The organism is Paenibacillus ilasis (assembly GCF_043195395.1).
GTDB classification, from domain to species: Bacteria; Bacillota; Bacilli; order Paenibacillales; family Paenibacillaceae; genus Paenibacillus_AQ; species Paenibacillus_AQ lautus.
This window is the reverse complement of the sequence record NZ_JBHDJG010000009.1, coordinates 20,226-44,588: the sequence shown is the minus strand read 5'-3', so window position 1 is coordinate 44,588 and position 24,363 is coordinate 20,226. Positions and strand designations below refer to the sequence as shown.

The 24,363-nt window shown below is 51.0% G+C and carries 23 protein-coding genes; 22 read left to right on the top strand and 1 reads right to left on the bottom strand.

Features of this window, described 5'->3' with window-relative positions:
* Nucleotides 1–33 precede the first annotated feature (33 nt).
* The 4 genes from purR (at nt 34) to ACETK5_RS32300 (ending at nt 3,870) form a co-directional block, all read left to right on the top strand.
* The gene (gene purR, locus ACETK5_RS32315) at nt 34–858 is read left to right on the top strand and encodes a pur operon repressor (protein WP_100541652.1); all 825 of its coding nucleotides are present in this window, start codon (nt 34–36) and stop codon (nt 856–858) included.
* Nucleotides 859–1,044: 186 nt separating this feature from the next.
* The gene (gene spoVG / locus ACETK5_RS32310; protein WP_006207419.1) at nt 1,045–1,329 is read left to right on the top strand and encodes a septation regulator SpoVG; all 285 of its coding nucleotides are present in this window, start codon (nt 1,045–1,047) and stop codon (nt 1,327–1,329) included.
* Nucleotides 1,330–1,439: 110 nt separating this feature from the next.
* The gene (glmU, locus tag ACETK5_RS32305) at nt 1,440–2,834 is read left to right on the top strand and encodes a bifunctional UDP-N-acetylglucosamine diphosphorylase/glucosamine-1-phosphate N-acetyltransferase GlmU (RefSeq protein WP_394059688.1); all 1,395 of its coding nucleotides are present in this window, start codon (nt 1,440–1,442) and stop codon (nt 2,832–2,834) included.
* Between the two features lie 82 nt (nt 2,835–2,916).
* Nucleotides 2,917–3,870, top strand: a complete 954-nt coding sequence (locus ACETK5_RS32300) for a ribose-phosphate diphosphokinase (RefSeq protein WP_006207421.1) — start codon at nt 2,917–2,919, stop codon at nt 3,868–3,870.
* A 157-nt stretch (nt 3,871–4,027) separates the two neighbouring features.
* Here the strand turns inward: ACETK5_RS32300 and ACETK5_RS32295 are convergent, their stop codons facing one another.
* Complete coding sequence (locus ACETK5_RS32295; protein WP_071221084.1) at nt 4,028–4,228, bottom strand: hypothetical protein; 201 nt, start codon at nt 4,226–4,228, stop codon at nt 4,028–4,030.
* Between the two features lie 107 nt (nt 4,229–4,335).
* On the opposite strand from ACETK5_RS32295, the gene pth reads away from it, so the two are divergent.
* The 18 genes from pth to hpt all read left to right on the top strand — a co-directional run bounded on the left by pth (nt 4,336) and on the right by hpt (nt 24,295).
* Entirely contained in the window at nt 4,336–4,899 is a 564-nt protein-coding gene (gene pth / locus ACETK5_RS32290; protein WP_100541650.1) for an aminoacyl-tRNA hydrolase, read from the top strand.
* 124 nt (nt 4,900–5,023) lie between these two features.
* Entirely contained in the window at nt 5,024–5,254 is a 231-nt protein-coding gene (locus ACETK5_RS32285; protein WP_100541649.1) for an anti-sigma-F factor Fin family protein, read from the top strand.
* 186 nt (nt 5,255–5,440) lie between these two features.
* Nucleotides 5,441–8,968 (top strand): transcription-repair coupling factor, encoded by a 3,528-nt coding sequence (mfd, locus tag ACETK5_RS32280; protein WP_326119042.1) that lies wholly within the window; start codon nt 5,441–5,443, stop codon nt 8,966–8,968.
* Nucleotides 8,952–10,037, top strand: coding sequence for a peptidylprolyl isomerase (locus ACETK5_RS32275; RefSeq protein ID WP_100541647.1), 1,086 nt, complete (start codon nt 8,952–8,954; stop codon nt 10,035–10,037). The genes mfd and ACETK5_RS32275 overlap by 17 nt, the downstream gene beginning before the upstream one ends.
* Nucleotides 10,038–10,365: 328 nt before the next feature.
* The gene (gene spoVT, locus ACETK5_RS32270) at nt 10,366–10,908 is read left to right on the top strand and encodes a stage V sporulation protein T (RefSeq protein ID WP_100541646.1); all 543 of its coding nucleotides are present in this window, start codon (nt 10,366–10,368) and stop codon (nt 10,906–10,908) included.
* Nucleotides 10,909–11,106: 198 nt separating this feature from the next.
* On the top strand, nt 11,107–12,786 hold the full coding sequence (locus ACETK5_RS32265) for a putative polysaccharide biosynthesis protein (RefSeq protein ID WP_394059687.1): 1,680 nt from the start codon (nt 11,107–11,109) through the stop codon (nt 12,784–12,786).
* A 94-nt stretch (nt 12,787–12,880) separates the two neighbouring features.
* Nucleotides 12,881–14,395, top strand: a complete 1,515-nt coding sequence (yabN, locus tag ACETK5_RS32260) for a bifunctional methyltransferase/pyrophosphohydrolase YabN (RefSeq protein WP_326116152.1) — start codon at nt 12,881–12,883, stop codon at nt 14,393–14,395.
* Between the two features lie 166 nt (nt 14,396–14,561).
* A complete protein-coding gene (locus tag ACETK5_RS32255) occupies nt 14,562–14,834 on the top strand; it encodes an HU family DNA-binding protein (protein ID WP_009591918.1) in 273 nt (90 codons plus the stop codon).
* Nucleotides 14,834–15,112 carry an RNA-binding S4 domain-containing protein gene (locus tag ACETK5_RS32250; RefSeq protein WP_076326537.1) on the top strand — a complete coding sequence of 93 codons (279 nt, stop codon included), beginning with the start codon at nt 14,834–14,836 and terminating at the stop codon, nt 15,110–15,112. Before ACETK5_RS32255 ends, ACETK5_RS32250 begins: the two co-directional genes overlap by 1 nt.
* A gap of 218 nt (nt 15,113–15,330) precedes the next feature.
* A complete protein-coding gene (gene yabP / locus ACETK5_RS32245) occupies nt 15,331–15,612 on the top strand; it encodes a sporulation protein YabP (protein ID WP_009591926.1) in 282 nt (93 codons plus the stop codon).
* Nucleotides 15,609–16,178, top strand: a complete 570-nt coding sequence (yabQ, locus tag ACETK5_RS32240; RefSeq protein ID WP_100541643.1) for a spore cortex biosynthesis protein YabQ — start codon at nt 15,609–15,611, stop codon at nt 16,176–16,178. The genes yabP and yabQ overlap by 4 nt, the downstream gene beginning before the upstream one ends.
* Nucleotides 16,179–16,189: 11 nt before the next feature.
* Complete coding sequence (locus tag ACETK5_RS32235; protein WP_098741227.1) at nt 16,190–16,540, top strand: FtsB family cell division protein; 351 nt, start codon at nt 16,190–16,192, stop codon at nt 16,538–16,540.
* Nucleotides 16,541–16,654: 114 nt separating this feature from the next.
* Nucleotides 16,655–17,146 (top strand): S1 domain-containing RNA-binding protein, encoded by a 492-nt coding sequence (locus ACETK5_RS32230; RefSeq protein ID WP_006207435.1) that lies wholly within the window; start codon nt 16,655–16,657, stop codon nt 17,144–17,146.
* A 344-nt stretch (nt 17,147–17,490) separates the two neighbouring features.
* Complete coding sequence (spoIIE, locus tag ACETK5_RS32225) at nt 17,491–20,001, top strand: stage II sporulation protein E (protein WP_326116153.1); 2,511 nt, start codon at nt 17,491–17,493, stop codon at nt 19,999–20,001.
* A gap of 166 nt (nt 20,002–20,167) precedes the next feature.
* On the top strand, nt 20,168–20,908 hold the full coding sequence (locus ACETK5_RS32220) for a vWA domain-containing protein (RefSeq protein WP_076326532.1): 741 nt from the start codon (nt 20,168–20,170) through the stop codon (nt 20,906–20,908).
* Nucleotides 20,892–21,812, top strand: coding sequence for a protein kinase domain-containing protein (locus ACETK5_RS32215; RefSeq protein WP_100541640.1), 921 nt, complete (start codon nt 20,892–20,894; stop codon nt 21,810–21,812). The genes ACETK5_RS32220 and ACETK5_RS32215 overlap by 17 nt, the downstream gene beginning before the upstream one ends.
* Nucleotides 21,813–22,256: 444 nt before the next feature.
* On the top strand, nt 22,257–23,687 hold the full coding sequence (gene tilS / locus ACETK5_RS32210; protein ID WP_326116154.1) for a tRNA lysidine(34) synthetase TilS: 1,431 nt from the start codon (nt 22,257–22,259) through the stop codon (nt 23,685–23,687).
* A 68-nt stretch (nt 23,688–23,755) separates the two neighbouring features.
* Complete coding sequence (gene hpt, locus ACETK5_RS32205) at nt 23,756–24,295, top strand: hypoxanthine phosphoribosyltransferase (RefSeq protein WP_071221070.1); 540 nt, start codon at nt 23,756–23,758, stop codon at nt 24,293–24,295.
* Nucleotides 24,296–24,363: the final 68 nt, after the last annotated feature.

Genomic DNA, 24,363 nt, shown 5'->3' with positions numbered 1-24,363 from the left:
CATATAATATTCGGATTTAGCGAGGAACCCTAGGTGAAAAAATTAAAACGAAGCGAACGATTGGTTGATATGACCCAATATTTACTATCTAAACCGCATACGCTGATTCCGCTGACAACGTTCGCCGAGCGATATGGAGCAGCCAAGTCATCCATCAGTGAGGATTTGGCGATCATTAAGGACGTGTTCGAGAGCGAGGGACTCGGAGAGCTTCAGACGCTGGCCGGCGCAGCGGGAGGAGTCAGATACATTCCGAAGCTGCGCAAAGATCATGCCTTGCGGTTTGCGGAGGAGCTGTGCCAGCAGCTTCAGCAATCGGATCGGATTCTGCCGGGCGGTTATTTATACATGTCTGATCTGCTCGGACAACCTTCGCTGATGAACGAGGCGGGCAAGATCATTGCCACGGCGTTCTCTGACCGGGATATCGATGTGGTCATGACCGTGGAAACCAAAGGAATTCCGCTGGCCTATGCGACAGCGGCGCAATTGAACTTGCCGGTCGTACTAGTTCGCCGGGACCATCAAGTGACGGAAGGATCGGCCGTAAGCATCAATTATGTATCGGGCTCACACAAGAGCATCCATACCATGTCATTATCCCGCCGGGCGCTCAAGGAGCGCTCCCGCGTGCTGATTGTGGATGATTTCATGAAGGCAGGCGGTACCATTCAAGGAATGGTCGATCTGCTGGGTGAATTTAATGCCGAAGTCGCAGGTGTCGGTGTGCTGGTGGAGTCGGGAGCGGTGGAAACCGAGGAAAGACTACTGGAGGACTATATTTCACTGGCCATCTTAAGTGATGTGGACTCCAAAACGAAGAGAATTACCGTCAACCCTGGTAATTATTTCGAATAATAGAGTCGCGATATTTGTCGATATAATAGCGTTTTCATTCGAATTAGCCCGAAGTCTGTCGAAAATATCACATTCTAAAAAAAATTCCTGTTTTTAGGACATTTTGTATTAGAAAAAAGAAGGATTTCTGGTTTGCTGTGTGGAATTATACACCAAGTCTCTGATGGAAAAAGGTGGTGAACACATATGCAAATTACGGATGTCAGACTCCGCCGTGTTAACTCTGAGGGGAGAATGAAGGCAATCGCATCCATTACCATCGATAATGAATTTGTCGTTCACGACATTCGCGTCATCGACGGAAACAATGGAATGTTTGTTGCAATGCCGAGCAAACGCACTCCTGATGGAGAATTCCGCGACATTGCCCATCCCATTTCTTCCGGTACTCGCGAGAAAATTCAATCGGCTGTCTTGGCCGAGTATGAGCGAGCGGCTACTGAAGAAGAAGTGATTGAAGAAGGCGCTTAAGATTTACAATTGGGGTTCAAGGAAAAGAGAGCCATACCTGTGGCTCTCTTTTCTTTTTTTGTAGAATGATATATATTCAGTAGTGAGTTCAAGAGGAGGAGGCATGGCCCTTGAAAAGATTTGCTATTGTGCTCGCCGCTGGGCAGGGCAAACGTATGAAATCCAAACTATATAAAGTGCTGCATCCTGTTTGTGGCAAGCCGATGGTCGGACATGTATTACAAACCGTACAGCAGGTAAACTGTGAACGGAGTGTTGTGGTCGTAGGCCACGGCGCGGAAGCGGTTCGCACCTATCTGCAAGACGCAGCCGAGTATGTACTGCAGGAGCAGCAGCTCGGAACGGGTCACGCTGTGAAGCAAGCCAAGGAATTACTTGGCGGCGAAGAGGGATCCACGATTGTCATTTGCGGGGATACTCCGCTGGTGACGTCCGAGACACTGGAGAATCTTTTGAAGCTTCATGAAAGCAACAATGCTGCCGCTACGGTGCTTACCGCGCATATGGATAACCCGAAAGGCTACGGCCGGGTCATTCGAGGCGAGGATGGCAGCGCACTTCGGATTGTTGAGCAGAAAGATTGCAGTCCGGAAGAGGACGCAGTCACTGAAATTAATACCGGTACCTATTGTTTTGACAATAAAAAGCTATTCGCTGCACTGGACAATGTAACCAACCAGAATGCGCAGCAGGAATATTACCTGACCGATTGCATCGGTATTTTGAAACAAGCCGGCGAGACCGTGCTTGCTTATCAGACGGATGATTACGCGGAATCGATTGGCGTCAACGACCGCCTGGCGCTGTCCGAAGCCGAAGGCTTCATGAGAGAGCGTATCAACCGCACGCACATGTTGAACGGTGTTACGATCATTGATCCGGCTTCAACCTATATCGGAGCCGATGTTAAGATTGGTTCAGATACGGTGCTCTATCCCGGTACCATCCTGAAAGGGAACACGGTGATCGGTGAAGATTGCGTGATCGGACCGGATACCGATATCGAGGACTCCGTTATCGCGGATGGTGCCAGCGTCAAACATTCGGTGCTCAGCAGCGCTGAAGTCGGCTCTCGGACCTCGGTAGGACCGTTTGCTTATCTTCGTCCAGGCGCCAAGCTGGGGGATGATGTAAAGGTGGGCGACTTCGTCGAAGTGAAGAACGCCACGATTGATAACGGCTCTAAAGTATCCCATCTCAGTTATGTTGGTGATGCCAAAGTCGGCAAAAACGTTAATATCGGCTGTGGTGCGATTACAGTCAACTATGATGGTTATAATAAGTCCATTACCGAAATTGAAGATGATGCATTTATCGGCAGTAATGTGAATTTGATTGCACCGGTGAAAGTGGGCAAGGGCGCATTTATTGTTGCAGGCTCTACCATTACGCATTCCGTTTCGGACAATGATCTGGCCATCGCCAGACAGCGTCAGGAGAACAAGCCAGGGTATGCAGAGAAGATCCGGGCACGCGCCATCGCCAAGAAGAACAAGAAATCGTAATTATCCCTGCTTCCTTTAACCAAGATATGAAGCGGTGATCGGATACCTAATTCAACGAACCAGCACGGAGGGTTTTTATTCTATGACTTATCTTGATTCTAAATTAAAAATATTCACGTGTAATTCCAATCCTAAACTTGCCCATCAAATCGCCGATTATATCGGCATTCCGATGGGGGAATCGCATACAACCAGCTTTAGCGACGGCGAGATTCAAGTAAAGCTCTCCGAGAGCGTGCGGGGCTGCCACGTTTATATTGTGCAGTCTACTTGTTTGCCGGTGAATGATAACCTGATGGAACTGCTGGTTATGGTGGATGCGCTCAAGCGGGCATCTGCGAAGAGCATCAACGTGGTTATTCCGTATTACGGATATGCTCGTCAAGACCGCAAAGCGCGTTCGCGGGATCCGATCACCGCTAAGCTGGTTGCGAACCTGATCGAAAAAGCAGGAGCTCATCGCGTCATTACGATGGACCTGCATGCGATGCAGATTCAGGGATTTTTCGATATTCCGGTGGATCATCTGCTCGGCGTGCCGATTCTTGCCCAATATTTCCGTTCAAAGCAGATCGAGAACCCGGTCGTCGTATCTCCGGATCACGGCGGTGTGGTTCGCGCGAGAAAGCTTGCTGATTTCCTGAATGCGCCGCTGGCGATTATTGATAAACGCCGCCCGGAGCCGAATGTCAGTGAAGTCATGAACATTATCGGGAATATCGAAGGCAAGACCGCCATTCTAATCGATGACATTATCGATACCGCCGGTACGATTGTGCTGGGTGCCAATGCGTTGATGGAAGGTGGCGTAAAGGAAGTCTACGCGTGCTGTACACATCCGGTTCTCTCGGGCCCTGCCCATGAGCGACTGGAAAACTCCCCGCTGAAGGAAGTTGTTGTAACAGACACCATTCCGATCACCAATCCGAACCCTAGCAGCAAGCTGACAGTGTTGTCGGTTGCTCCGTTAATGGGTGAAGCCATCATCCGGGTTCATGAGGAATTGTCGATTAGTAAATTGTTTGAAATAGAATAATAAACCGTGTAAAGGCAGGGTTACATCTCCTCATGAGGAGATGTAACCCTTGTCGGCTATGGCGACTTTGCTGCTTAGGGGTTTAGCAAGAGCAGGTGAACAGCCAGAAAGAAAACGTTTTCATAATTTCAGCCTGTTAATGCGGCACAGGCATGTGTCAATATCCGGGCCTGGAGATGAAAGTGAAGGTATTCCGGTTGTACAGCGTCCCCTCAAGCTCGACAAAATAGGCGTCGACTGCAGTGATCAGACCCACGTCTATGTGACAACCCAGTTCATAGACTTGAACAGGGATGCCATGCTTCATATGGTATTGAAAATGGCTGTGGTGCGTTAACTTCTGTTCGAAAGCTTTCAATGCCGATTCACCTTCTTATGAGGGCATAACGCCGATAGGTTTTGTTCATATTGTACTCAGAAATGCGCAAAGAAGAAAGTATAAATCGTGAAAGGAATCAACCTGTGATGAAATGGATTGTCGGACTGGGCAACCCCGGTTCAAATTATGAGAAGACACGCCATAATGTTGGGTTCATGGCGCTGGATGCTCTGGCAGAGCGACACGGCATGAAGTTCAATCAGAATAAATGCAAATCGGTCATCGCCGAGGGAGTGATTGGCGGCACCAAAACCGTCCTGATCAAACCGATGACGTTCATGAATCTTTCGGGCGAGGCGGTACGTGCTTATATGGATTATTATAAAGTGAGTCTTGAGGACATGATTGTGGTCTATGATGATTTGGATACCGTCGTCGGTAAGATCCGCCTGCGATATCAGGGCAGTGCCGGAGGACATAATGGCATTAAATCCATTATTCAGCATACCGGGACTCAGAGCTTCAACCGCGTCCGTATGGGCATATCGAGGCCAGAGCCGGGTTATGCCATTGTGGATTATGTGCTCGGCACTTTTCCGAAGAAGGAACGCGAACAGCTGCAGAGCATGGTGGAGGAGACCTGTGACGCGCTGGAATTCAGTCTGGACCACACCTTTGAACAGACGATGGCGAAGTTTAACAAATCCTAGAAAGCATCATAGGATGGAAGTATTCGAGAGATGATTCCAAAGGCATAAGAACCGGAAGATCGAAGTCTTAAACGAGGGAAATCCGGGCATACTGAAGGTATATACGACCTTCAGGAGGCATATGATGGCGATAACCTATGTTTGTAGACACTGTCGGGCGTTTCAGGGCCGCATCGACTCCAATCACGTATCCGAAGCCCGTCTTGGATTTGATTCCTTGACCCCTGAGGAACGCAAGGATATAATAGCCTATGATTTTGACGGAGAAGTGATGGTCCGGGTAACCTGCGATCATTGCAGAGAAGCTCTTGAAGCCCATCCGGAACTTAGCCTTTTGGCAAATCCCCTGCAATGAGAGTATAATGGGGTACACGACGTTTTTTGGTAGAAGACATACAGCGGCAGGCTCTGCCGCTGCTCTAGCCTTGGCAGTTTTGCTCAAGGCTTCTTTTCGGTTATAATTTTTTGGCAATCGTCTAAAATTCCATGAGAAATAGAGTCTAGGAAATTCATTTCTTTTGCATAAGAGAGGTGCCCCCTTTTGTTACAAGCACTTATTGATGTATTTTCGAAAGATTCGGACTTCAAATCCATAACGGCTGGCGTCCATGCCGGCATGAGGGAGCAATTGATCTCCGGTCTTTCCGGGTCGTCCAGGCAGATCTTAATGGCTGCATTGCACCAAGACCAGCAGCGCCCGCTGCTCGTTGTCACTCATAATATGTTTTCAGCTCAGAAAATTGCGGATGATTTACAGGAAGCGCTCTCATCGGATCAAGTATTGTTATACCCGGCGAATGAACTGGTAGCGGCCGAATCGGCCGTTTCAAGCCCCGAGACTCTGGCGCAGCGGATTGATGTACTCGTCCGTTGTGCCAGAGGCTTCCGGGGTATTGTCGTTGCGCCATTTTCCGGCGTGCGTCGCCTGCTTCCCGCTCCCGAAGTGATGTCCGATGCCCGAATTGTGCTCCATGACGGCGGGACACTCGTGCTGGATTCCTTCCTGAACCAGATGATCGAGATGGGATATGAACGGGTGGAGCGCGTCGAGAGCCGCGGTGAGATGAGTGTCCGCGGCGGTATTATCGATTTTTATCCGATGACAACGACCATGGCGTACCGCGTAGAACTGTTTGATGAGGATATCGACTCCATTCGTACCTTCGATCCGGCGGATCAGCGCTCGATTGACAAGGTTCGGGAAGTCACCATTACACCATGCAAGGAAATTATCGCAGATTCGGAGCGGCTCAGCCGTACAGCAGATACCGTGGTCCGTCTGCTGGAGACCCAGCTAGAACGCATGAGTGATCGTCAGGCCAAGCTCCGTCTGCGGGATGAAATACACCGGGAAGTTGAGATGCTGCGCGAGCGGATATATTTCCCTGAAATCTATAAATATATCTCCCTGTTGTATCCGGAGAAGACCAATCTGTATGATTACATGCCAAAGGATACGATTCTGATTATGGATGAGCCTGCACGTCTGCTGGAAACAGCCAAGCAGCTGGAGCGGGATGAAGCGGAATGGAATTTGCATCTGATGCAGAATGGCAAATCGCTGCCGGATCTGCCGTTGTCGCTGGATACGGAAGAACTGATCTATCAGCATCCCTATCAGAGTCTGTTGATCTCCATCTTCCTGCGTCAGGTGCCAAGAATGCAGCCGCAGAATATCGTCAATGTGATTACGCGCGGCATGCAGGACTTCCACGGTCAGATGAACGTGCTCAAGGCAGAGATGGAGCGCTGGAAGAAGTCGGGCGTTCAGGTCATGATGCTGGCAGGCGATGCAGAGCGGATGGATCGCATGCGGCGGGTACTGATGGACTATGGAATCGAAGAGCCGGTTATGTTCGAGGGGCATCTGCAGAATGGCTTCGAGATGCCTTCGGTTCATGCTGCCATTATTACAGAGAGCGAGATGTTCTCCTCGAAGCAGCGCAAAACACGCAAAACCACGAAGAATATGGACAACGCTGAGCGCATCAAGAGTTATACAGAGCTCAAGGTCGGCGACTATGTGGTGCATCAAAACCACGGTATCGGGAAATATATGGGGATCGGGACGCTCGAAATCAACGGAATCCATAAGGACTACATGCATATTTTGTATGCCGGGGGCGATAAGCTGTCCGTTCCGATTGAGCAGATCGATCTCATCCAGAAATATGTCGGTTCCGAAGATAAGGAGCCGAAGGTTTACAAGCTGGGCGGAAACGAATGGACGCGGGTTAAGAACAAGGTCCGTTCTTCCGTTCAGGATATCGCCGACGATCTGATCAAGCTGTATGCCGAGCGTCAGTCTGCGCCGGGGTACGGGTTTGAGAAAGATACGTCGGAGCAGCAGGAATTCGAGGACATGTTCCCATATGATGAAACACCCGATCAGCTTCGAGCCATTACCGAAATCAAAAAAGACATGGAGCAGAACCGGCCGATGGACCGGCTGCTGTGCGGTGATGTCGGTTATGGGAAAACGGAAGTGGCGGTTCGCGCTGCCTTTAAAGCAGCGATCGAAGGAAAGCAGGTTGCGGTACTGGTTCCGACGACGATTTTGGCCCAGCAGCATTACGAGACGTTCCGGGAGCGTTTTGCCAATTATCCGATCAACATTCAGGTGCTGAGCCGTTTCCGGAGCCGTAAGGAGCAGAATGAGACGATCAAGAAAGTAAAGCAGGGCTCCGTCGATATTCTGATCGGAACACATCGACTGCTGTCGCAGGATATTGTGTTCAAAGATCTGGGATTGCTGATCGTGGATGAGGAGCAGCGGTTTGGTGTTACGCACAAGGAGAAATTGAAGAAGCTGAAGACCAATGTCGACGTGCTGACGCTGACGGCAACGCCGATTCCGCGCACGCTGCATATGTCGATGCTCGGCGTTCGGGATTTGTCCGTGATCGAGACACCGCCGGAGAATCGCTTTCCAGTGCAGACCTATGTCGTAGAGCATAGCCAGACCCTGGTGCGGGAGGCGATCGAGCGAGAACTGGCTCGGGGCGGTCAAGTTTACTACCTCTACAATCGGGTTCAGGGCATTCAGGAGATGGCAGCCCAAATATCCATGCTGGTACCGGAGGCCCGAGTGGGTGTGGGACACGGTCAAATGTCGGAAACGGAACTGGAGAAGACCATTCTCGACTTCCTGGACGGCGAATATGACGTATTGGTTAGCACGAGCATTATTGAGACGGGTGTGGATATTCCGAATGTAAATACGCTCATCGTGCATGATGCGGACAAAATGGGTCTCTCCCAGCTGTATCAGCTGCGCGGACGCGTCGGACGTTCCAACCGGATCGCATATGCTTATTTCACGTACCAGCGCGATAAGGTGCTGACGGAGGTGGCCGAGAAGCGGCTGCAGTCCATTAAAGAATTTACGGAGCTGGGCTCCGGATTCAAGATTGCGATGCGAGACCTGTCGATTCGAGGAGCGGGCAACCTGCTCGGAGCGGAGCAGCATGGCTTTATTGCTTCCGTCGGGTTCGACCTGTATTCACAGATGCTGGCCGAGGAGATACAGAAACGCAAAGTCAGCATGCTGGGTGAGCCGCCATTGCCATCGAAGGACTGGAACACCTCCATCGATCTGGGGATTGACGCTTACTTGCCGTCTGATTACATTTATGACAGCATCCAGAAGATCGAAATTTATAAAAAGGTGGCTGTCGTATCGACTATCGACGAATCGGCTGAGCTTGAGGATGAGCTGCTTGACCGCTTTGGCGAGCTGCCGCTTGCGGTAAGTAACCTGCTTGCCGTCTCCCGCTTGAAGGTATATGGTCGTACGTACGGGATCGACTCCATTATCCAGCGCGGCGATGATGTGCTGCTGCAGTTTTATGAAGGGCAGGATAAGGCGGTTGATACAGCTGGACTTGCGCAAATTGGAAATAAGTTCGAAAGACGTGTACAATTTGAACAAGGGCCTGCTATGGCCATTCGAATCAAAGGCAAGGGACTTTCCGATCAACAACTGTTAGAATTGCTGGAGCAATTCCTGGAGGCCGCAAAAGGGCCATTCAACCTGAAGGGAGAACTACAAAATGCCGTCAAGAAATAACAAGGCATGGAAGACGTTTATTGTATCCATCACAGCTGTTCTATCCATGTCGATGATCGCTGCGTGCGGAAACGACAAGACTAAGGGAACCGAAGATGATAATAGCAAAGTGATCGTCAAATATAAGGGTGGAGAAATTACCGAGAAGGAATTTGACCTGGAACAGCGTATGATTCAGTTCATGTCCCCGGAATACGCCCAATTTTTACAAATGGATGAATTTAAAGAGTATTTGGCGAAACAGGGGGTAGCCTATGAATACCTGTACGCCAAAGCTGACGATAAAGCGAAGGAAGCTGCCGAGAAGCAAGCGGGTGATTTGTTAAAGCAGCAGAAGAGCGGGATGGGCGAGGAGCAGTTTAAGGCTGCTCTTGAATCGCAGAAATTGACGGAGGATGACCTCAAAAATTATATGCTTCGCGTCATGACCGTTATGGAACATGAGAAGAATCAGGTAACTGAAGAGGATATCAAGAAGGAATTCGAGGCGAATAAGAAGGATTACACCAACATCAGTGTTCGTCATGTCCTGATTGCTTTTCAAGATACGGAAGGCAAGGAAAGACCGGAAGGCGAGGCGCTCAAAATTGCCAAGGAAGTACAGTCCAAGCTGAACAAAGGCGAGGATTTTGCCGCAGTTGCGAAGGAATACTCCCAGGATCCGGGCACCAAGGGCAGTGGAGGCCTGTATGAGAACAAACCGGCAGGCAGTTGGGTACCGCAATTCAAGGAAAAAGCTCTGACGCTTGAGCTTAACAAGATCAGCGATCCGGTAGAAACCGATTACGGCTACCATGTCATGAAAGTGGAGAAGCGCGAGGAAGTGGCTTATGACAAGCTTCCAGCCGATCAAAAGGAAGGCATTCGAAATGAGCTTGCTTCGGCGAAGATCGACAACTTTATGCAGAATGAGCTCAACGACCTGATTGAGAGCATGAATCTTCCGAAGAGCGAGAATGCGGACAAGCCTGCCGAAGGCACGGGTGACCAGAAGACAGACGGCACCACCGACAAACCGGCGGAAGGTGATCAAACACCGGATGCAGGCAAGGAAGACACGGGTAAATAAGCCGTGGACAAGCGATCGGGCATGATATTTGTGATGCGCTGCGGGTAATGCCGGATATGATGGCTAGCGCATGGATGAAATGGTGGGATCTTCGAATCCATAACGTGCGAAATCGCGCGTTATGGATTTTTTCTCCCCAGACATCAGTCCCTTTCGGATGATATTTATTTTTGGATTTCGCAACCAACAGAGGGTAGATGATGTATAAGGAATTGGGAATGGATGAATACTATGGTCAGACATTAACTCTTATATACCTGGGGACATCCTCTTCCCGAATGGAACAGTAGTTGAAAAATCTTCTTATGAAAGTGGGGCAACAAGTGACATGAAAGCTACTGGTATCGTCCGCCGTATTGATGACCTCGGGCGCGTGGTCATTCCAAAAGAAATTAGACGCACACTGCGGATTCGCGAAGGCGACCCGCTGGAAATTTTCGTTGACCGGGATGGAGAAGTCATTCTGAAGAAATATTCACCGATCGGTGAATTGGGTGATTTTGCGAAGGAATATGCAGAGTCCCTTTATGAGAGCACAGGTCACATCACGATCATATCGGACCGTGATACATTTATCGCCGTAGCAGGCGGCTCCAAGAAGGAATATTTGGACAAGCCGATCGGCAACCTTCTGGAAAACTGCATGGAAAACCGCAAGACGGTGCTGGAAAGCAACAGTGGTACGTATGAGATCAGCAAAGACAATCCGGAGGCTTTGTCCGCTTTTGTCGCTGCGCCTATCATTGCTGGAGGAGACCCGATTGGCAGTGTCGTACTGCTGAACAAGGACGAATCCGTGAACATGGGTGAGATGGAAGTGAAGATGTCTGAAACCGCCGCAGGCTTCCTCGGCAAGCAAATGGAACAGTAAGACGAGGACATGAATCCTTGGATGGAGACTCCCGCTGAACGTTGATCACAGGGTCAATCGGCAGCTGGGAGTTTTTGTTGTCCGGTTCCTTTTTTGTACCACTCTCCCGCCCTTGGTTATAATGGAGGTACACATGGCAGCATCAGCATCTGCATGATGGTTAGTCTGTGATACGGAACTAGGGGATTGGAAGAGGATATGAAACCAGATCAAACAGGGGCGAGGCTGCTGCAGGGAGCTTTTATCCTTAGTGCGGCCGCGCTTCTGTCCAAGCTGATTGGCACACTGCAAAAAATACCGCTGCAAAATATGGGTGGGGATGCCGTCTTTGGCATCTACAATACGGTTTATCCGTTCTATATGATGATCATTACGATAGCGGCGGTTGGCTTTCCCGCGGCGGTCTCCAAATATGTGGCTGAATACGAGGCCGAAGGGCGCACCGAGGACGGTCATCGCCTGCTCCGCCTGTCTTCCGCCGCATTGGTGCTGTTTGGTCTGATTCTCGGCTTCCTGATGTACGTCTGCGCTCCGAGAATCGGGATGTGGATTGGAAGCAGTCAGGTTGTACCGGCCCTCCGCGCAGGTGCGTTGGCGCTGGCATTCGTGCCTTGGATGTCGGTGCTGCGCGGTTATTTTCAAGGGCTGCACAATATGGTGCCGACGGCCATCTCCCAGATTACGGAGCAGATTGTCCGTGTCGGGGTCATGATTGTGCTGCTGCTCTACATGATCCGTGCCGGTTCCGATCCCGACGTGATTGCCGCCGGGGCGCTGCTCGGATCTGCTGCCGGTGGTGCCGCCGGTCTGTTGGTGATGGGACTATACTGGCGCAAGCATATCCGGGCAACTCGGAGTAAAATTCAAGGAGAAGCTGATCACGGATTCGAAGCAGCGGGTATGAACGAAACGGGGCTGCGTGCCGATGTAACTAGAGAGGGAGCGGGTGTTCTGCTAGGCCGCCTGCTTGCTTATGGAATTCCGGTCTGTCTTAGTCTGCTCGCTGTTCCGCTGATTGGACTGGTGGATACCTTCACGGTGCCCCGTTTATTGACATCCGGCGGACTGGGCGAAGCAATGGCCATGGCGGAGTTTGGGGTCTATAACCGCGGACTGCCGCTCGTCCAGTTGGTTACGATGCTGGCCACCTCGTTGTCGGTTCTGTTCATCCCTGCACTGGCGGAGGCCAAGTTCAAGGGGGAATCCAGCCGGGTTGCAGGCCAAACCCGTATGGCCCTCCGCTGGTTCTGGCTGATCGGAATGACGGCCTCCGTAGGCTTGGCGGTGCTGGCTGAGCCGATTAACATCATGCTGTACGAAGACGCCGCAGGGACGGCGACGATGCAGGTGATTGCTTTTACAGCTGCCGGGGGTACACTGAGCACGATAACGGCTGCACTGCTTCAGGGGATAGGCATTGTCAAAGCCCCGGCGGTTCATCTGCTGGCTGCGGCTGGGCTCAAGCTGCTGCTCAACCTGCTGCTGGTGCCGCAGTTTGGTATTACCGGCGCAGCCATCGCCGGCGTGGCTGCGCATCTGACCGCCGCCGCGCTCAACCTCGCGCTGCTCTCGCGAAGCGCCGGCGCCCGCCTTGACGCCGGCGGCATGCTGGCGAGGACGCTGCCGGTCCTCGCAGCGGTGTCGCTGGCCGCCTGGGGCGCAGGTGAGGCCTCCGGCGGCATCCTGACGGCGGCCGGCTTCGCCTCAGGCCGCCTCACCCACGCGGCTGCGAGCCTGAGCGGCGTCGCGGCCGGCTGCGGCGCCTTCCTTATCGGCGCCGCCCTCATGAAGCTCCTCACCGAAGAGGAGCTTCGGATGCTGCCGAAGGTCGGAAGACCGCTGGCGGCCTTCTTGCGGGCCCTGCGTGTGCTGCGCTGAACCGGGCCGAATTGTGAGATGTTTGATCTTCTGTGATATAGTAGTGTACGATAATGACGTCGACAAGGCGGACGAAGACGAAAGGAAGTAGCGTATGAGTGCATCCATTACGGTGGTCGGCTTGGGTTCTGGCAATCCGGATCGATTGACGATAGGTATCATAAAAACCATGCAGCGGGCATCGAAGGTGTATGTGCGTACATTATCTCATCCCGTCATCACTGCGTTGAATGAGTTCCAGATTCACCCGGAATCGTTTGACCATGTGTATGAGGCGCATGACACCTTTCCCGAGGTGTACGAATCCATTGCATCCGCGCTAATCAACTTGGCCAAAGCTGCCGAGGAGGATCGCGAGCTCGTTTATGCGGTGCCTGGGCATCCGATGGTAGCGGAGGCAACCGTTCGGTTATTACGGGAGCGCTGCCCGGGAGAGAATGTGACGCTTACGGTGCTCGGCGGTGAGAGCTTTCTGGACGAGGCCTTCGTTCGCCTTGGTTTCGATCCCATTGAGGGCTTCCAGCTTCTCGATGCGGCTGAGCTTCGGGCAAGCGCCATCCAGCCGCAGCTGCATACCCTGATCGGCCAGGTGTATGACATGTTTACCGCTTCGGAAGTTAAACTGGCGCTGATGGAACTGTATCCGGACGATTATCCGGTCATCGTCGGCCATGCGCTGGGCGTTGAGGGCGAGGAAGTGATCCAGCGCGTGCCGCTCTACGAGCTCGATCGCATCGACGGATATGGGAATCTGTCGCTGGTCTACGTACCTCGAAGCGAAGACAGCATGCTTCGGCAGCGAACGTTTGCCAGACTCCATGAGATCGTTGGCATTCTGCGCAGCCCTGAGGGCTGTCCATGGGACCGTGAGCAGACCCATGAATCCATCCGCAAAAATTTGATCGAAGAAACCTACGAGGTATTAGAGACGATTGATGAGGATGATCCTGAGCATATGCAGGAGGAACTTGGGGATCTGCTGCTGCAGATTATGCTGCATTCTCAGATGGAAGAGGAGCTCGGTACCTTTACGGTGTATGATGTCATTCAAGCGCTGAATGACAAGCTGATCTTCCGTCACCCGCATGTCTTTGGTGAGGGCAGCGCCAAAGACGCAGAATCTGCCCTGCAGAACTGGGAGCAGATGAAAGCGGAAGAGAAGCGCCGCAAGGGGCTCTCACCAGAGAAGGCCTCGGCACTGGATGGCATCCCGCGGGATCTTCCCGCATTGATGAAGGCGTACAAGCTCCAGAAGAAGGCATCCAAGGTTGGTTTCGATTGGGATAACATCGAAGGCGTGTTCCAGAAGATTGAAGAGGAACTCGGTGAACTGAGGCAGGCGGTGACCGAGGGTCAGTCTGATGAGGATACGGCACTCGAGCTCGGTGATCTGTTGTTCGCGGTCTCCAATGCGGCAAGATTTATCGGAGCGGACCCGGAAGAGGCCCTTTCGAGAACGAACCGGAAGTTTGTCAGTCGCTTCAGCTACATAGAGGAGCAGCTTGCCGCCCAGGGGAAAACCTTGCAGGAAAGTACCCTGGACGAGATGGAAGCCCTATGGCAAGCAGCTAAATCGGGATCGGCACAATACGGCAGTATCGATGAGTGAAAAAGGCATTTTTTCACGTAAAAATTAAAAAAATAGGGATTTGCGGCAGGAATTCCGCAAGGCATCCAGAATAATCATTAATGGTGAAATCTTGCAGATTGCAAGGCGGTTTAACCGAATAACCGTAAAATCTTATATTTTTCTGATAATTGGGAGGATTTAATTCATGAACAAAACAGATCTGATCAACAACATTTCCGGTAAAAGTGGATTGACAAAAAAAGACGTAGAGAACGTCTTGAACGGCTTCCTTGGTGAAATTACTGAAGCTTTGGCTAATGGCGATAAAGTTCAATTGATCGGCTTTGGTACTTTCGAAACTCGTAAGCGCGCTGGACGTACTGGCCGCAACCCGCAAACAGGCAACACGATCGAAATTCCAGAATCCAACGTTCCTGCGTTCAAGGCAGGCAACAAGCTTAAAGAAGCCGTAAAATAATGCGCGTCGATAAATTCCTGAAAGTATCGAGGTTAATCAAGCGGCGTACCGTAGCGAAAGATGTATCGGATCAAGGCCGGGTGCTGATCAATGGCCGCGAGGCCAAGCCGAGCAGCACGGTTAAATTGGGCGATGAGATCACCGTCCAATTTGGCCAGAAGCTGGTGACCGTCCGGGTCGAGCGTCTTACCGAGACAACCCGTAAAGATGAGGCAACCAGCCTCTATACCTTGGTCAAGGAAGAACCGATCGTTAAAGATCGCGGATTGGACTGGTAAGCAGCCCGAGCCGTTCCATCAAACGTCCCTCTCACCCTATGGTGCGGGGGGCGTTTTTATGTTTATCTTGGATGTATAAACAAGTGGAGTTCCTGCTCTCTTTCATTCACCTGGCAATCCTCGCAGCGTCACGATCATTCCTGAAGCGGTTGTTCTTCTTCCGGTTCTAAAGACAGGCACCTTCCCATAAGCTATTGTTAAAAGGAGGGGTACATGCCATGATCGACCAAGGGAAGGGTAAGTTTCATGACCTGCGGATGCAGAACCGGAAGCTGCTGGACATTACGGGTGTCCAAAATGTGGAGAGCTTTGACAGTGAAGAATTTCTGCTTCAAACCGAGCTTGGGCATCTCACCATTCGGGGGCAAAATTTACATATTAAAAATCTCAGCCTGGAAGAGGGGCTTTTGTCGATTGAAGGTCAGGTGCATTCTCTGATTTACTTGAATCCCGGTTCGCAGACCAAGAACAAGAGTCTGCTGGGTAAGCTGTTTAAATGAACCCCAGCGTACAATGGATCACGCTGCTCTGGATGCTCTTCTCCGGAGCAGCGATGGGAGTCGCCTTCGACAGCTACCGGGTGCTGGCAGGGCAGCTCCGCTTCCCGCAATGGTCCAAGCATACCCTGGACTTCCTTTACTGGATTGCGGCAGCCTTCTTCATTTTTCGCATGTTGTATGTGACCAATGACGGTCAACTGCGTTTTTATGTGTTTGTGGGCCTGTTTATAGGGGTTTGGATCTATTTTTTATTATGGAGTGTCATAACCCAACGTTTTGTGGTAATGTTAATTCAAGTGACAAAAGGCTTACTGTCCTTTTTGTACAAGCTGTTCCGTATGTTATTGTGGAATCCGATCAAAGGAATCCTGATGCTCATCTTGGGATTGTTAAGGTTTCTATGGAAGTTTCTCCTGTCGCTGTTGCGTTTAGTTCTTAAATGCCTCATGCCTTTTTGGCGACTTTTGAAATGGATGCTGAGACCGATCACATCCAGAGTCAGGCTGCCGGCATGGTGCAAGCAATTCGCGGACAAGGTTATTAAGGCGTGGAAGCGCTGGTTTTAGGAGGTATGGTCATGGGAAGATTTGCTGATCCATCGAAGCAGGCTCCCCAACAAACCAAGACAAAGAACAAAGGCGCACGCCGACGTAAAAGAATGTTTGTGGCGATGATGGCGCTGTTTTTGATCTGGGCAGGTTCAACGCTCTGGTCCCAGAATGACCGCATCCGTAATCAAAACGAAGCGCTAGCTCAAAAGCAAGAGGATTATAAGTCCGTTGAACAGTCGCTAATCCAGATTACTCATGAAGTGGAGCGATTGAAGGACCCTGAATATATCGGGCAGATTGCCCGCAAGAAGTTTGGACTGTATCTGCCAAATGAGACGCCGATCATTCAGCCCCAAAATTCGGGCGAAGAGCCGTAATTAGGCAGGACACACGTCTGTTGACCTTGTTTAGGTCATTATCGTATAATCAAATCACCGCAGCGCGATTTCTAAATCGGACTGTATATTTTTAAGGGAGGATCATTTTATTCTATGGCAATTGAAGTGGGCACCAAGTTAGAGGGCAAGGTGACAGGCATAACGCATTTTGGAGCATTTGTGGATCTGTCAGGAGGTGTCACGGGTCTCGTTCACATCTCGGAGATCGCCGACAATTACGTTAAGGATGTCAACGATCATTTGAAGATCAACGATGTCGTTACCGTGAAGGTGATTAATGTCGACAAGGACGGCAAGATCGGTCTTTCGATCAAGCAGGCTGTCGACAAGCCGGCTTCCGAAAGTCGTCCACCCCGCGCACCGAGACCGGAACGCAGTGGAGGCGGCGGCGGAGAACGATTCGGAGGTGGCGGTGGTGGAGGATTCAACCGTGAACGCGGCGGACGCCCGTTTAAGCCTGCGGCCAACAAGCCTTCATTTGAGGATAAAATGTCACGCTTCCTGAAAGACAGTGAAGAACGAATCTCTTCGCTTAAGAAGAATACGGAAGGCAAACGCGGTGGACGCGGAGCCAAACGTATGTAATTCGATAAAATATAAACTGACCGCAGAGGGAAATCGCCTTCTGCGGTTTTTTTGTCGTTGCATCCAAGGGTACGACAGGTTCCTACGCAATTTACGGCGATACCGTGTGGAATGAGCGCAGGATGTCCGCCTCAATTCGGGAAATGATCCACAAGAATACTATAGGCTTGACTCGTGTAAATACCGCTGGGCGCGGGGGATGAGCGCTCTTTTCCCGAACGTTCGCAAGGCACGTTGATTTTGTCGGAAATTTCTTTGGGGCTTGTCCGGTGTTCTGACAAACTTTCCTGAACAGGGGTTTTATAATGGGACCAACAAATTCGTGAGAATGGGGTGCCAGCGTAATGGATAAAAGAAATCTGGTGATGTTTCCGGGTACTGAGGCAGTTAAAGGGGGAGCGGGTTCCATTCGTGCCCGTGTAACAGAACGATTAGGGCAGCTGCCTTTTCTTCAGCGTCCCATCCACTTCCTGGCCGCTAAGAAGTGGATGATCTTGCTAACCTTCATGGGTTTTCTGCTCGGACGAGCTATGATCCTGGGAGAGCTGTCTCCCTTTGCCGTAGCTTATTTTGCAGTCATTGCCTTTATGCGTCGCGATTATTTGCTGCCGGTAGGCGCAGCGATCGTTGCAGGAAGTTTATTTGCGTCCTTTCCGGTAGCATGGATGGTACCGGCAGAAATCTTGATCTTTTACTTTATGATGCGGGGATTGGAGACGTATGATCGGGCAGAATTGTCATATGCGCCGCTGATGGTATTTGTCTCCACCTTCTTCGTGAATCTGTTCAGTGTTCTCATCGGACCGAGCATTACCTGGTATTCCATGATGATGCTCACCCTGAACGCGGTGCTCAGCTTTGTCCTGACCTTGGTCTTTATCCAGGCGATTCCGGTGCTGACGCTTCGTAAAAAAACGCATGTTCTTCGAAATGAAGAAATTCTATGTATCATCATTTTGCTGGCGTCGGTCATGACAGGTGCCGTTGGCTGGACGATCCAATCCCTGTCGGTAGAACATATCTTATCCCGTTACTTAATTCTGCTGTTTGCTCTGGTCGGGGGAGCTCCGCTAGGCGCCTCGGTTGGCGTGGTTACAGGCCTCATCCTCAGTCTTGCCAACATTTCGGCCTTCTCCCAGATGAGTCTACTCGCCTTTTCCGGGATGCTCGCCGGTATGCTGAAAGAAGGGAAGAAAGGCGGTGTTTCACTGGGCATGCTGCTGGGGGCAACCATTCTCTCCATCTATTTCAGCAATCCTGGAGAAGTGATGATCTCCACATGGGAAACCTGCGCGGCTATTGTGCTGTTCCTCATCACACCCAAGAGCGTAATGCAGGCTATAGGCAAATATGTGCCGGGCACGCAGGATCATACCCGTTCCCAGCATGAATACGCTAAGCGGGTTCGGGATCTTACAGCGGATCGTGTTACCCAATTCTCCAAGGTATTCCGTCAGCTCTCGCAAAGTTTCGGACAAACGTCAGGGGTCATACAGCCTCCAGGCAAACAGGCGGAGGAGATGAATCATTTCATGAATGCCGTGGCCGAAGGAAGCTGTGCCACATGCTATAAACGGAATCAGTGCTGGGACATGAAGTTTTACCAGACTTATAAATATATGACCGATATGATGACCTCCATCGAGGAGAATCCTGAGATGGATGCAGACGATCTGCCGCCGGAATGGAGCCGGATCTGTGCCAAGAAGGAGGAGGTGCTCGGCATCCTGAAGCAGCAGTATCATCTCTACCAACATGATATGCAGTGGAAACGCCAAATATACGATAGCCGCCATCTGGTAGCGGAACAATTATCCGGGGTTTCGCAGGTTATGGAAGACTTGGCCCGAGAGATTAAGCGGGAAAGCCAGACGATGCACATTCAAGAAGAACAGATTCGGGAAGCGCTTCAGCAGCTCGGCTTATCGATTCAAGGCATCGATATCATCAGCCTGGACTCCGGGCAGGTCGAGATTGAGATCGTTCATGCGTATACCCGGGGTTATGACGAATGCAGGAAGATTATTGGACCACTGCTGTCCGACATTCTCGGGGAGCATATCGCGGTCATGGAAGAGACCCTGACCCATCCGAGGGATGGATTGGCCACCGTACGTTTCGGTTCAGCGAAAACATATGAAATTATGACGGGTGTAGCCGCAGCGGCTAAGGGAGGGGATATTTTATCAGGCGACAGCTTCAGTACGGTTGAGCTGGGCAACGGGACGTTTGCGGTAGCGCTTAGTGATGGCATGGGCAATGGGGAAAGGGCTCGGCTTGAGAGCAGCTCGGCTCTGAATATATTAGAACAGCTGCTTCAATCCGGGATGGATGAGAAGCTGGCGATTAAATCGGTCAACTCGATTCTGATGCTGCGCTCGCCGGATGAAATCTACGCCACGGTCGATATGGCCCTAATTGATCAATATACGGCTCAGACCACCTTTATGAAGATCGGTTCGACGCCGAGCTTTATCAAACGGGGCAATGATGTCATACCGGTCTCGGCCAGCAATCTTCCGATTGGGATTATTCAGGATATCGAAGTGGACCTGGTGTCATTACAGCTGCAGGCCGGTGATGTTCTCATCATGATGACGGATGGCATATATGATGCGCCGGGTTACGCGGTAAACAAGGAGCTATGGATGAAACGAATGATTCAGGAAGTGAACAGTGAGGATCCGCAGGAAATTGCCGACTGTTTGCTGGAAAAGGTGATTCGCTATCAACAGAATCAAATTCATGATGATATGACGGTGGTGGTCGGGCGAGTGGATCACTTCCATCCGGAATGGTCGAATGTGCATGTACCAGGCTTCGCCCGAATGGAGCGGCCGCGAACGGTTAGCTGATGCGTTAGATAAACCAAGCGATTACCCGGGAAATGGAGGACCCCGGAAATGGTAAATCTTTTCCGTCAATTCTTCCTATTTATCGTTTGAACTCTCTTGAATGTGGAAATGATAGAGATAGAAGTCAAATCGATAGAAATGGATGAGACGGAGGCGATCATTTATTATGAAGCAAATTCTACTGATAACGGACGGCTGCTCGAATGTTGGGGCCAGTCCGGTTCTGGCCGCAGCCCATGCGCTCCAGGATGGTATTGTTGTGAATGTGGTGGGGGTCCTTGATTACGGGACGATCGGTGAACTTGGGGGATTGGAAATTCAGGAGATAGCCAAAGCGGGAGGAGGCATACACCGGATCGTAGGCACACCGCAGCTTGCGCAGACGATACAGATGATGACTCGGAAAACGGTGGTTCAGACGATCCAACAAGCGGTAAATAAGGAGATACAGCATATTTTGGGGGGCGGGTCGCTGGAGGAGCTTCCGCCGGACAAGCGTTCGCAGGTCGTTGAAGTTGTGGATGAGCTCGCTGAGACGTCATCCCTGCAGGTCGCCCTGTTAATCGATGCAAGTGCAAGCATGAAACCCAAGCTGGCTGCGGTTGAGGAAGCGATACGCGATTTGATGCTGAGTTTGAAAGCGCGCGCAGGCTCAAGCGAACTATCGGTATTCCATTTTCCTGGCAAACACAGCGGCGAGGACATCGTGATGGACGTGAATTGGACCTCAGATCTTGACGGCGCCCGGGGAATGTTCAGCCGCCTGCAGATGAGAGGGGCAACGCCGACTGGACCTGCTTTGTTAAAGGTGATTGAATTTTACCGATATGGTACACTAGAGGGTAATCAATCATGGCAGGGTCATTCCAGCCAAGAGGAAGGGATGCTCGGTGACTACGTTGTCTAACCCGGGTTATCCGCCAGGAACCGTAATTAAAGGCAAGTGGCGGAACAGCCGGTACATCGTGGAACGTATGCTCGGCAAAGGGGCTAACGGCAAGGTGTATCTGGTCCACCGGGCAGGAGTACGCGAGCGTTATGCTTTAAAAGTTGGGTATGACGCTCTGGATCTTCAATCCGAAATTAATGTGCTGAATGCGTTGAAAGAACAGATGCCGGACCCTTATCTCGTGGAGGCGGACGATCATCATGACGGCAGCGGCGAAGTATCCTTTTATGTCATGCGTTACATTGAAGGGAGTCCGCTGCATCATTTTATTCGCAAACGCGGTGCCGACTGGATCGGATTGCTCGGACTGAAGCTGCTCGAGAAGCTGACCGTTCTGCATGCATCCGGTTATGCATTCGGTGATTTGAAGCCCGATAATGTGATGGTCTCGGCATACGGAAGAGTGGAACTGATCGATTATGGAGGCGTCAGTCCTTTCGGACGCAGCGTAAAGCAGTTTACGGAATGGTATGATCGGGGATACTGGAATGCCGGGAGCCGGACTGGCGACGTAGCCTATGATTTGTTCTCGTTTGCCGTGATGTGTATCGGCCTGCTGGATGAGAAATCATTACGGGAGGCGTCTTGTCAGCTTCCCCAGACCCGCAGTGTTGCAGATCTGCAGCTGGTACTGCGAAGAAACCTCATCTTCAAGCCATACGCTGTTTGGCTGAACAAGGCTTTATCGGGAGATTTCGCGGATTCACGGGAAGCGTTGAACGAGTGGAGAAAACGAATATATGAAGGTTCGGGCAGGAACGTGCGTCCTCATCCGGGACGAACTCCGCGGTGGCTGAAGAACGCGTTCGGTTTGTCGTTAGTCATCATGGCCCTTACTGTTTATTTTTTCTTCCGCTCATGAAGTTGTTACCTTGTTACTGGGAGTTCATAAAGGTGCGAGTTCAAAAAGGTCGGTTTTCAGCACCGAAGCTTATGCTTCCGAGTGCGTTTTTTCAAACGCGGATGAAGCTAGGGACGTCAGGAGAGGAGCTACACGTTTTCGCAGAAAACACCGTCGAAAGCATCTGCTGTTTTGGGTACGTGAGCACCTAAGATGTTTCCGCAGGAAACATGACTTCGTAAGCATCCGCTTAGGCCCGGCTGAATTCAAGATTCGATGCCGAGTGGCTTCCTGATTCACTTCGTGTTAGATATAGAATTTATGAGTTATCAGTGGAACTGATGGAATTCTATATCGCAAGAAAACCTACCTATGCATCGCGGTCGCTCATCCTTGAAGTGGCCTCGATAGAGGTTTTCTTATCAAAAGCGGGCTTTTTGAACAACCTCTAAAGGGGACCTGGAAGTGAAACAGGATTATTTACGAACATTCGTCAACCATGTCGAGCGTACAGCCGCAGAGTTTGATCTGTGGTCAGAAGGTGATAGCATCGTGGTCGCCATTTCCGGCGGGCCTGATTCCGTTGCGCTCCTGCACGTGCTTCATGAAATTTCTTTGCACCGGACGCCGCTCCGCTTGATCTGTGCCCATGTACATCACGGGTTCCGGAAAGAATCGGACCAAGAGGCGGAGATGGTGCGCGAACTGGCGGAACGGCTCGGACTTCCATTAGAAACGGCGTTCATCGATATTCCCGCTTATATGGAAGAGAGCGGCAAGGGTGGGCAGGAGGCTGCAAGAGAGAAGCGTTATGAATTTCTGCTGCAAACGGCCCATAAATACAATGCGCGCGCCGTGGCCCTGGCTCATCATGCTGACGATCAAGCCGAGACGGTGCTCATGAGGCTTCTGCGCGGGAGCGGCTTGTCCGGACTTGCCGGAATAAAATTTAAGCGCACGGAAAAAAAAGTGGAACTTATCCGCCCGTTCCTTCGTATGTACAAGGCGGATATCGTGGAGCTGTGCCGCGCATGCGGATTTCAGTATGTCGTGGATAACAGCAATCTGCAGACGAAGTACCGCCGCAATGCGATTCGCCTGGAAGTATTGCCTTTTCTGGAACGATACAATGGGCAGTTCTCCTCCTCACTCAATCAGCTGGCCGAGATTGTCCAGCAGGAGGATGATTTTGTGGAGCTTGAAGCTGCGAAGCAATTTCGGAGTATGGTACAGGAGAACGATGGGAGGCTCGCTTTCGACGCGCCTTCCTTTTTGGGCTTACATGTCGCTTTACAACGGCGTTTGATTAAACTAATATTAAATTACCTGCCCTCAGACCAGGAAAACACCGATTTTGTCAAGATTGAAACGGTGCGCCATGGCATTCTTAACGATCAGCGCAGTAACTGGCGTCTGGATCTGGGTGACGGCATTACCTGTGTTCGTGAGTACGGAGTGATCCAGTTTTGGCCTAAGCCTCCGGAAGAACAGGGACAGTACATATACATTCTTGATTCTCCTGATGTTGTGCAGCAGTATGTTAAGGAAATCGGAAAAATGCTGAAATTGTCGTTAATGACAGGAAGCGAAAGCCGGAGCGGCTCCAAACCATCGGCCTTTGTGGCGGATTTTGATGCGGATGAGCTGAGGTTTCCTTTAACCGTGCGCAACAGACAGCCGGGGGACAAGATGAAGATCATGGGATTAAACGGAAGCAAAAAGGTGAAAGATATTCTCATTGATGAGAAAATCCCACCGTCTGTCCGTGCCCGGATTCCTATTCTTTGTGACGGTTCAGGCAGCATCGTGTGGATTCCAGGTGTACGACGTTCCGTTCACGCCGCTTGCGGGCGGCACACATCACGAGTTCTCCGGATGGAGCTATCGGATGCTTAAGGCAAGTGTAAAACGAAGAATGGCCCGTTTCACGCTTTCATAGTATAAACGTAGGAGGTCCACTTAAGTTGCAGAATGACATTCAGGAAATACTCATCAGTGAAGAAGAGATTCACGCAAAGATTAAGGAACTTGGTTCCAAACTCAGCGCCGAATATGTGGGACGCAATCCACTCGTTATTTGCGTTCTTAAAGGTGCGTTTATTTTTATGGCCGACTTGGTTAAATCCATAACAGTCCCTCTTGAGTTGGATTTCATGGCTGTATCCAGCTATGGGGCATCAACCAAATCCTCTGGCGTGGTGAAGATCATTAAAGATCTGGACGCATCCGTTGAAGGCAGGGATGTGTTGATTGTGGAGGATATTATCGACAGTGGTCTTACGCTGAGTCATTTGATTGAGCTTCTGAAGAGCCGCAAGGCAAACTCGGTGTGCGTCGTCACGCTGTTTGACAAGCCGGCACGCCGTACGGTGGATTTGCAGGCCGATTATACCGGATTCGTGCTGCCGGATGCTTTTGTTGTCGGATACGGACTCGATTATGCCGAGCATTACCGGAACCTCCCCTACATCGGGATTTTGAAGCCGGAAATCTACAGCAGTTAAACCGCGCCAATGGGCTGCTATCACAGTTGAGGGCCCTTTGTTGAGATGGCCAGACAGGCTGTGGTAAA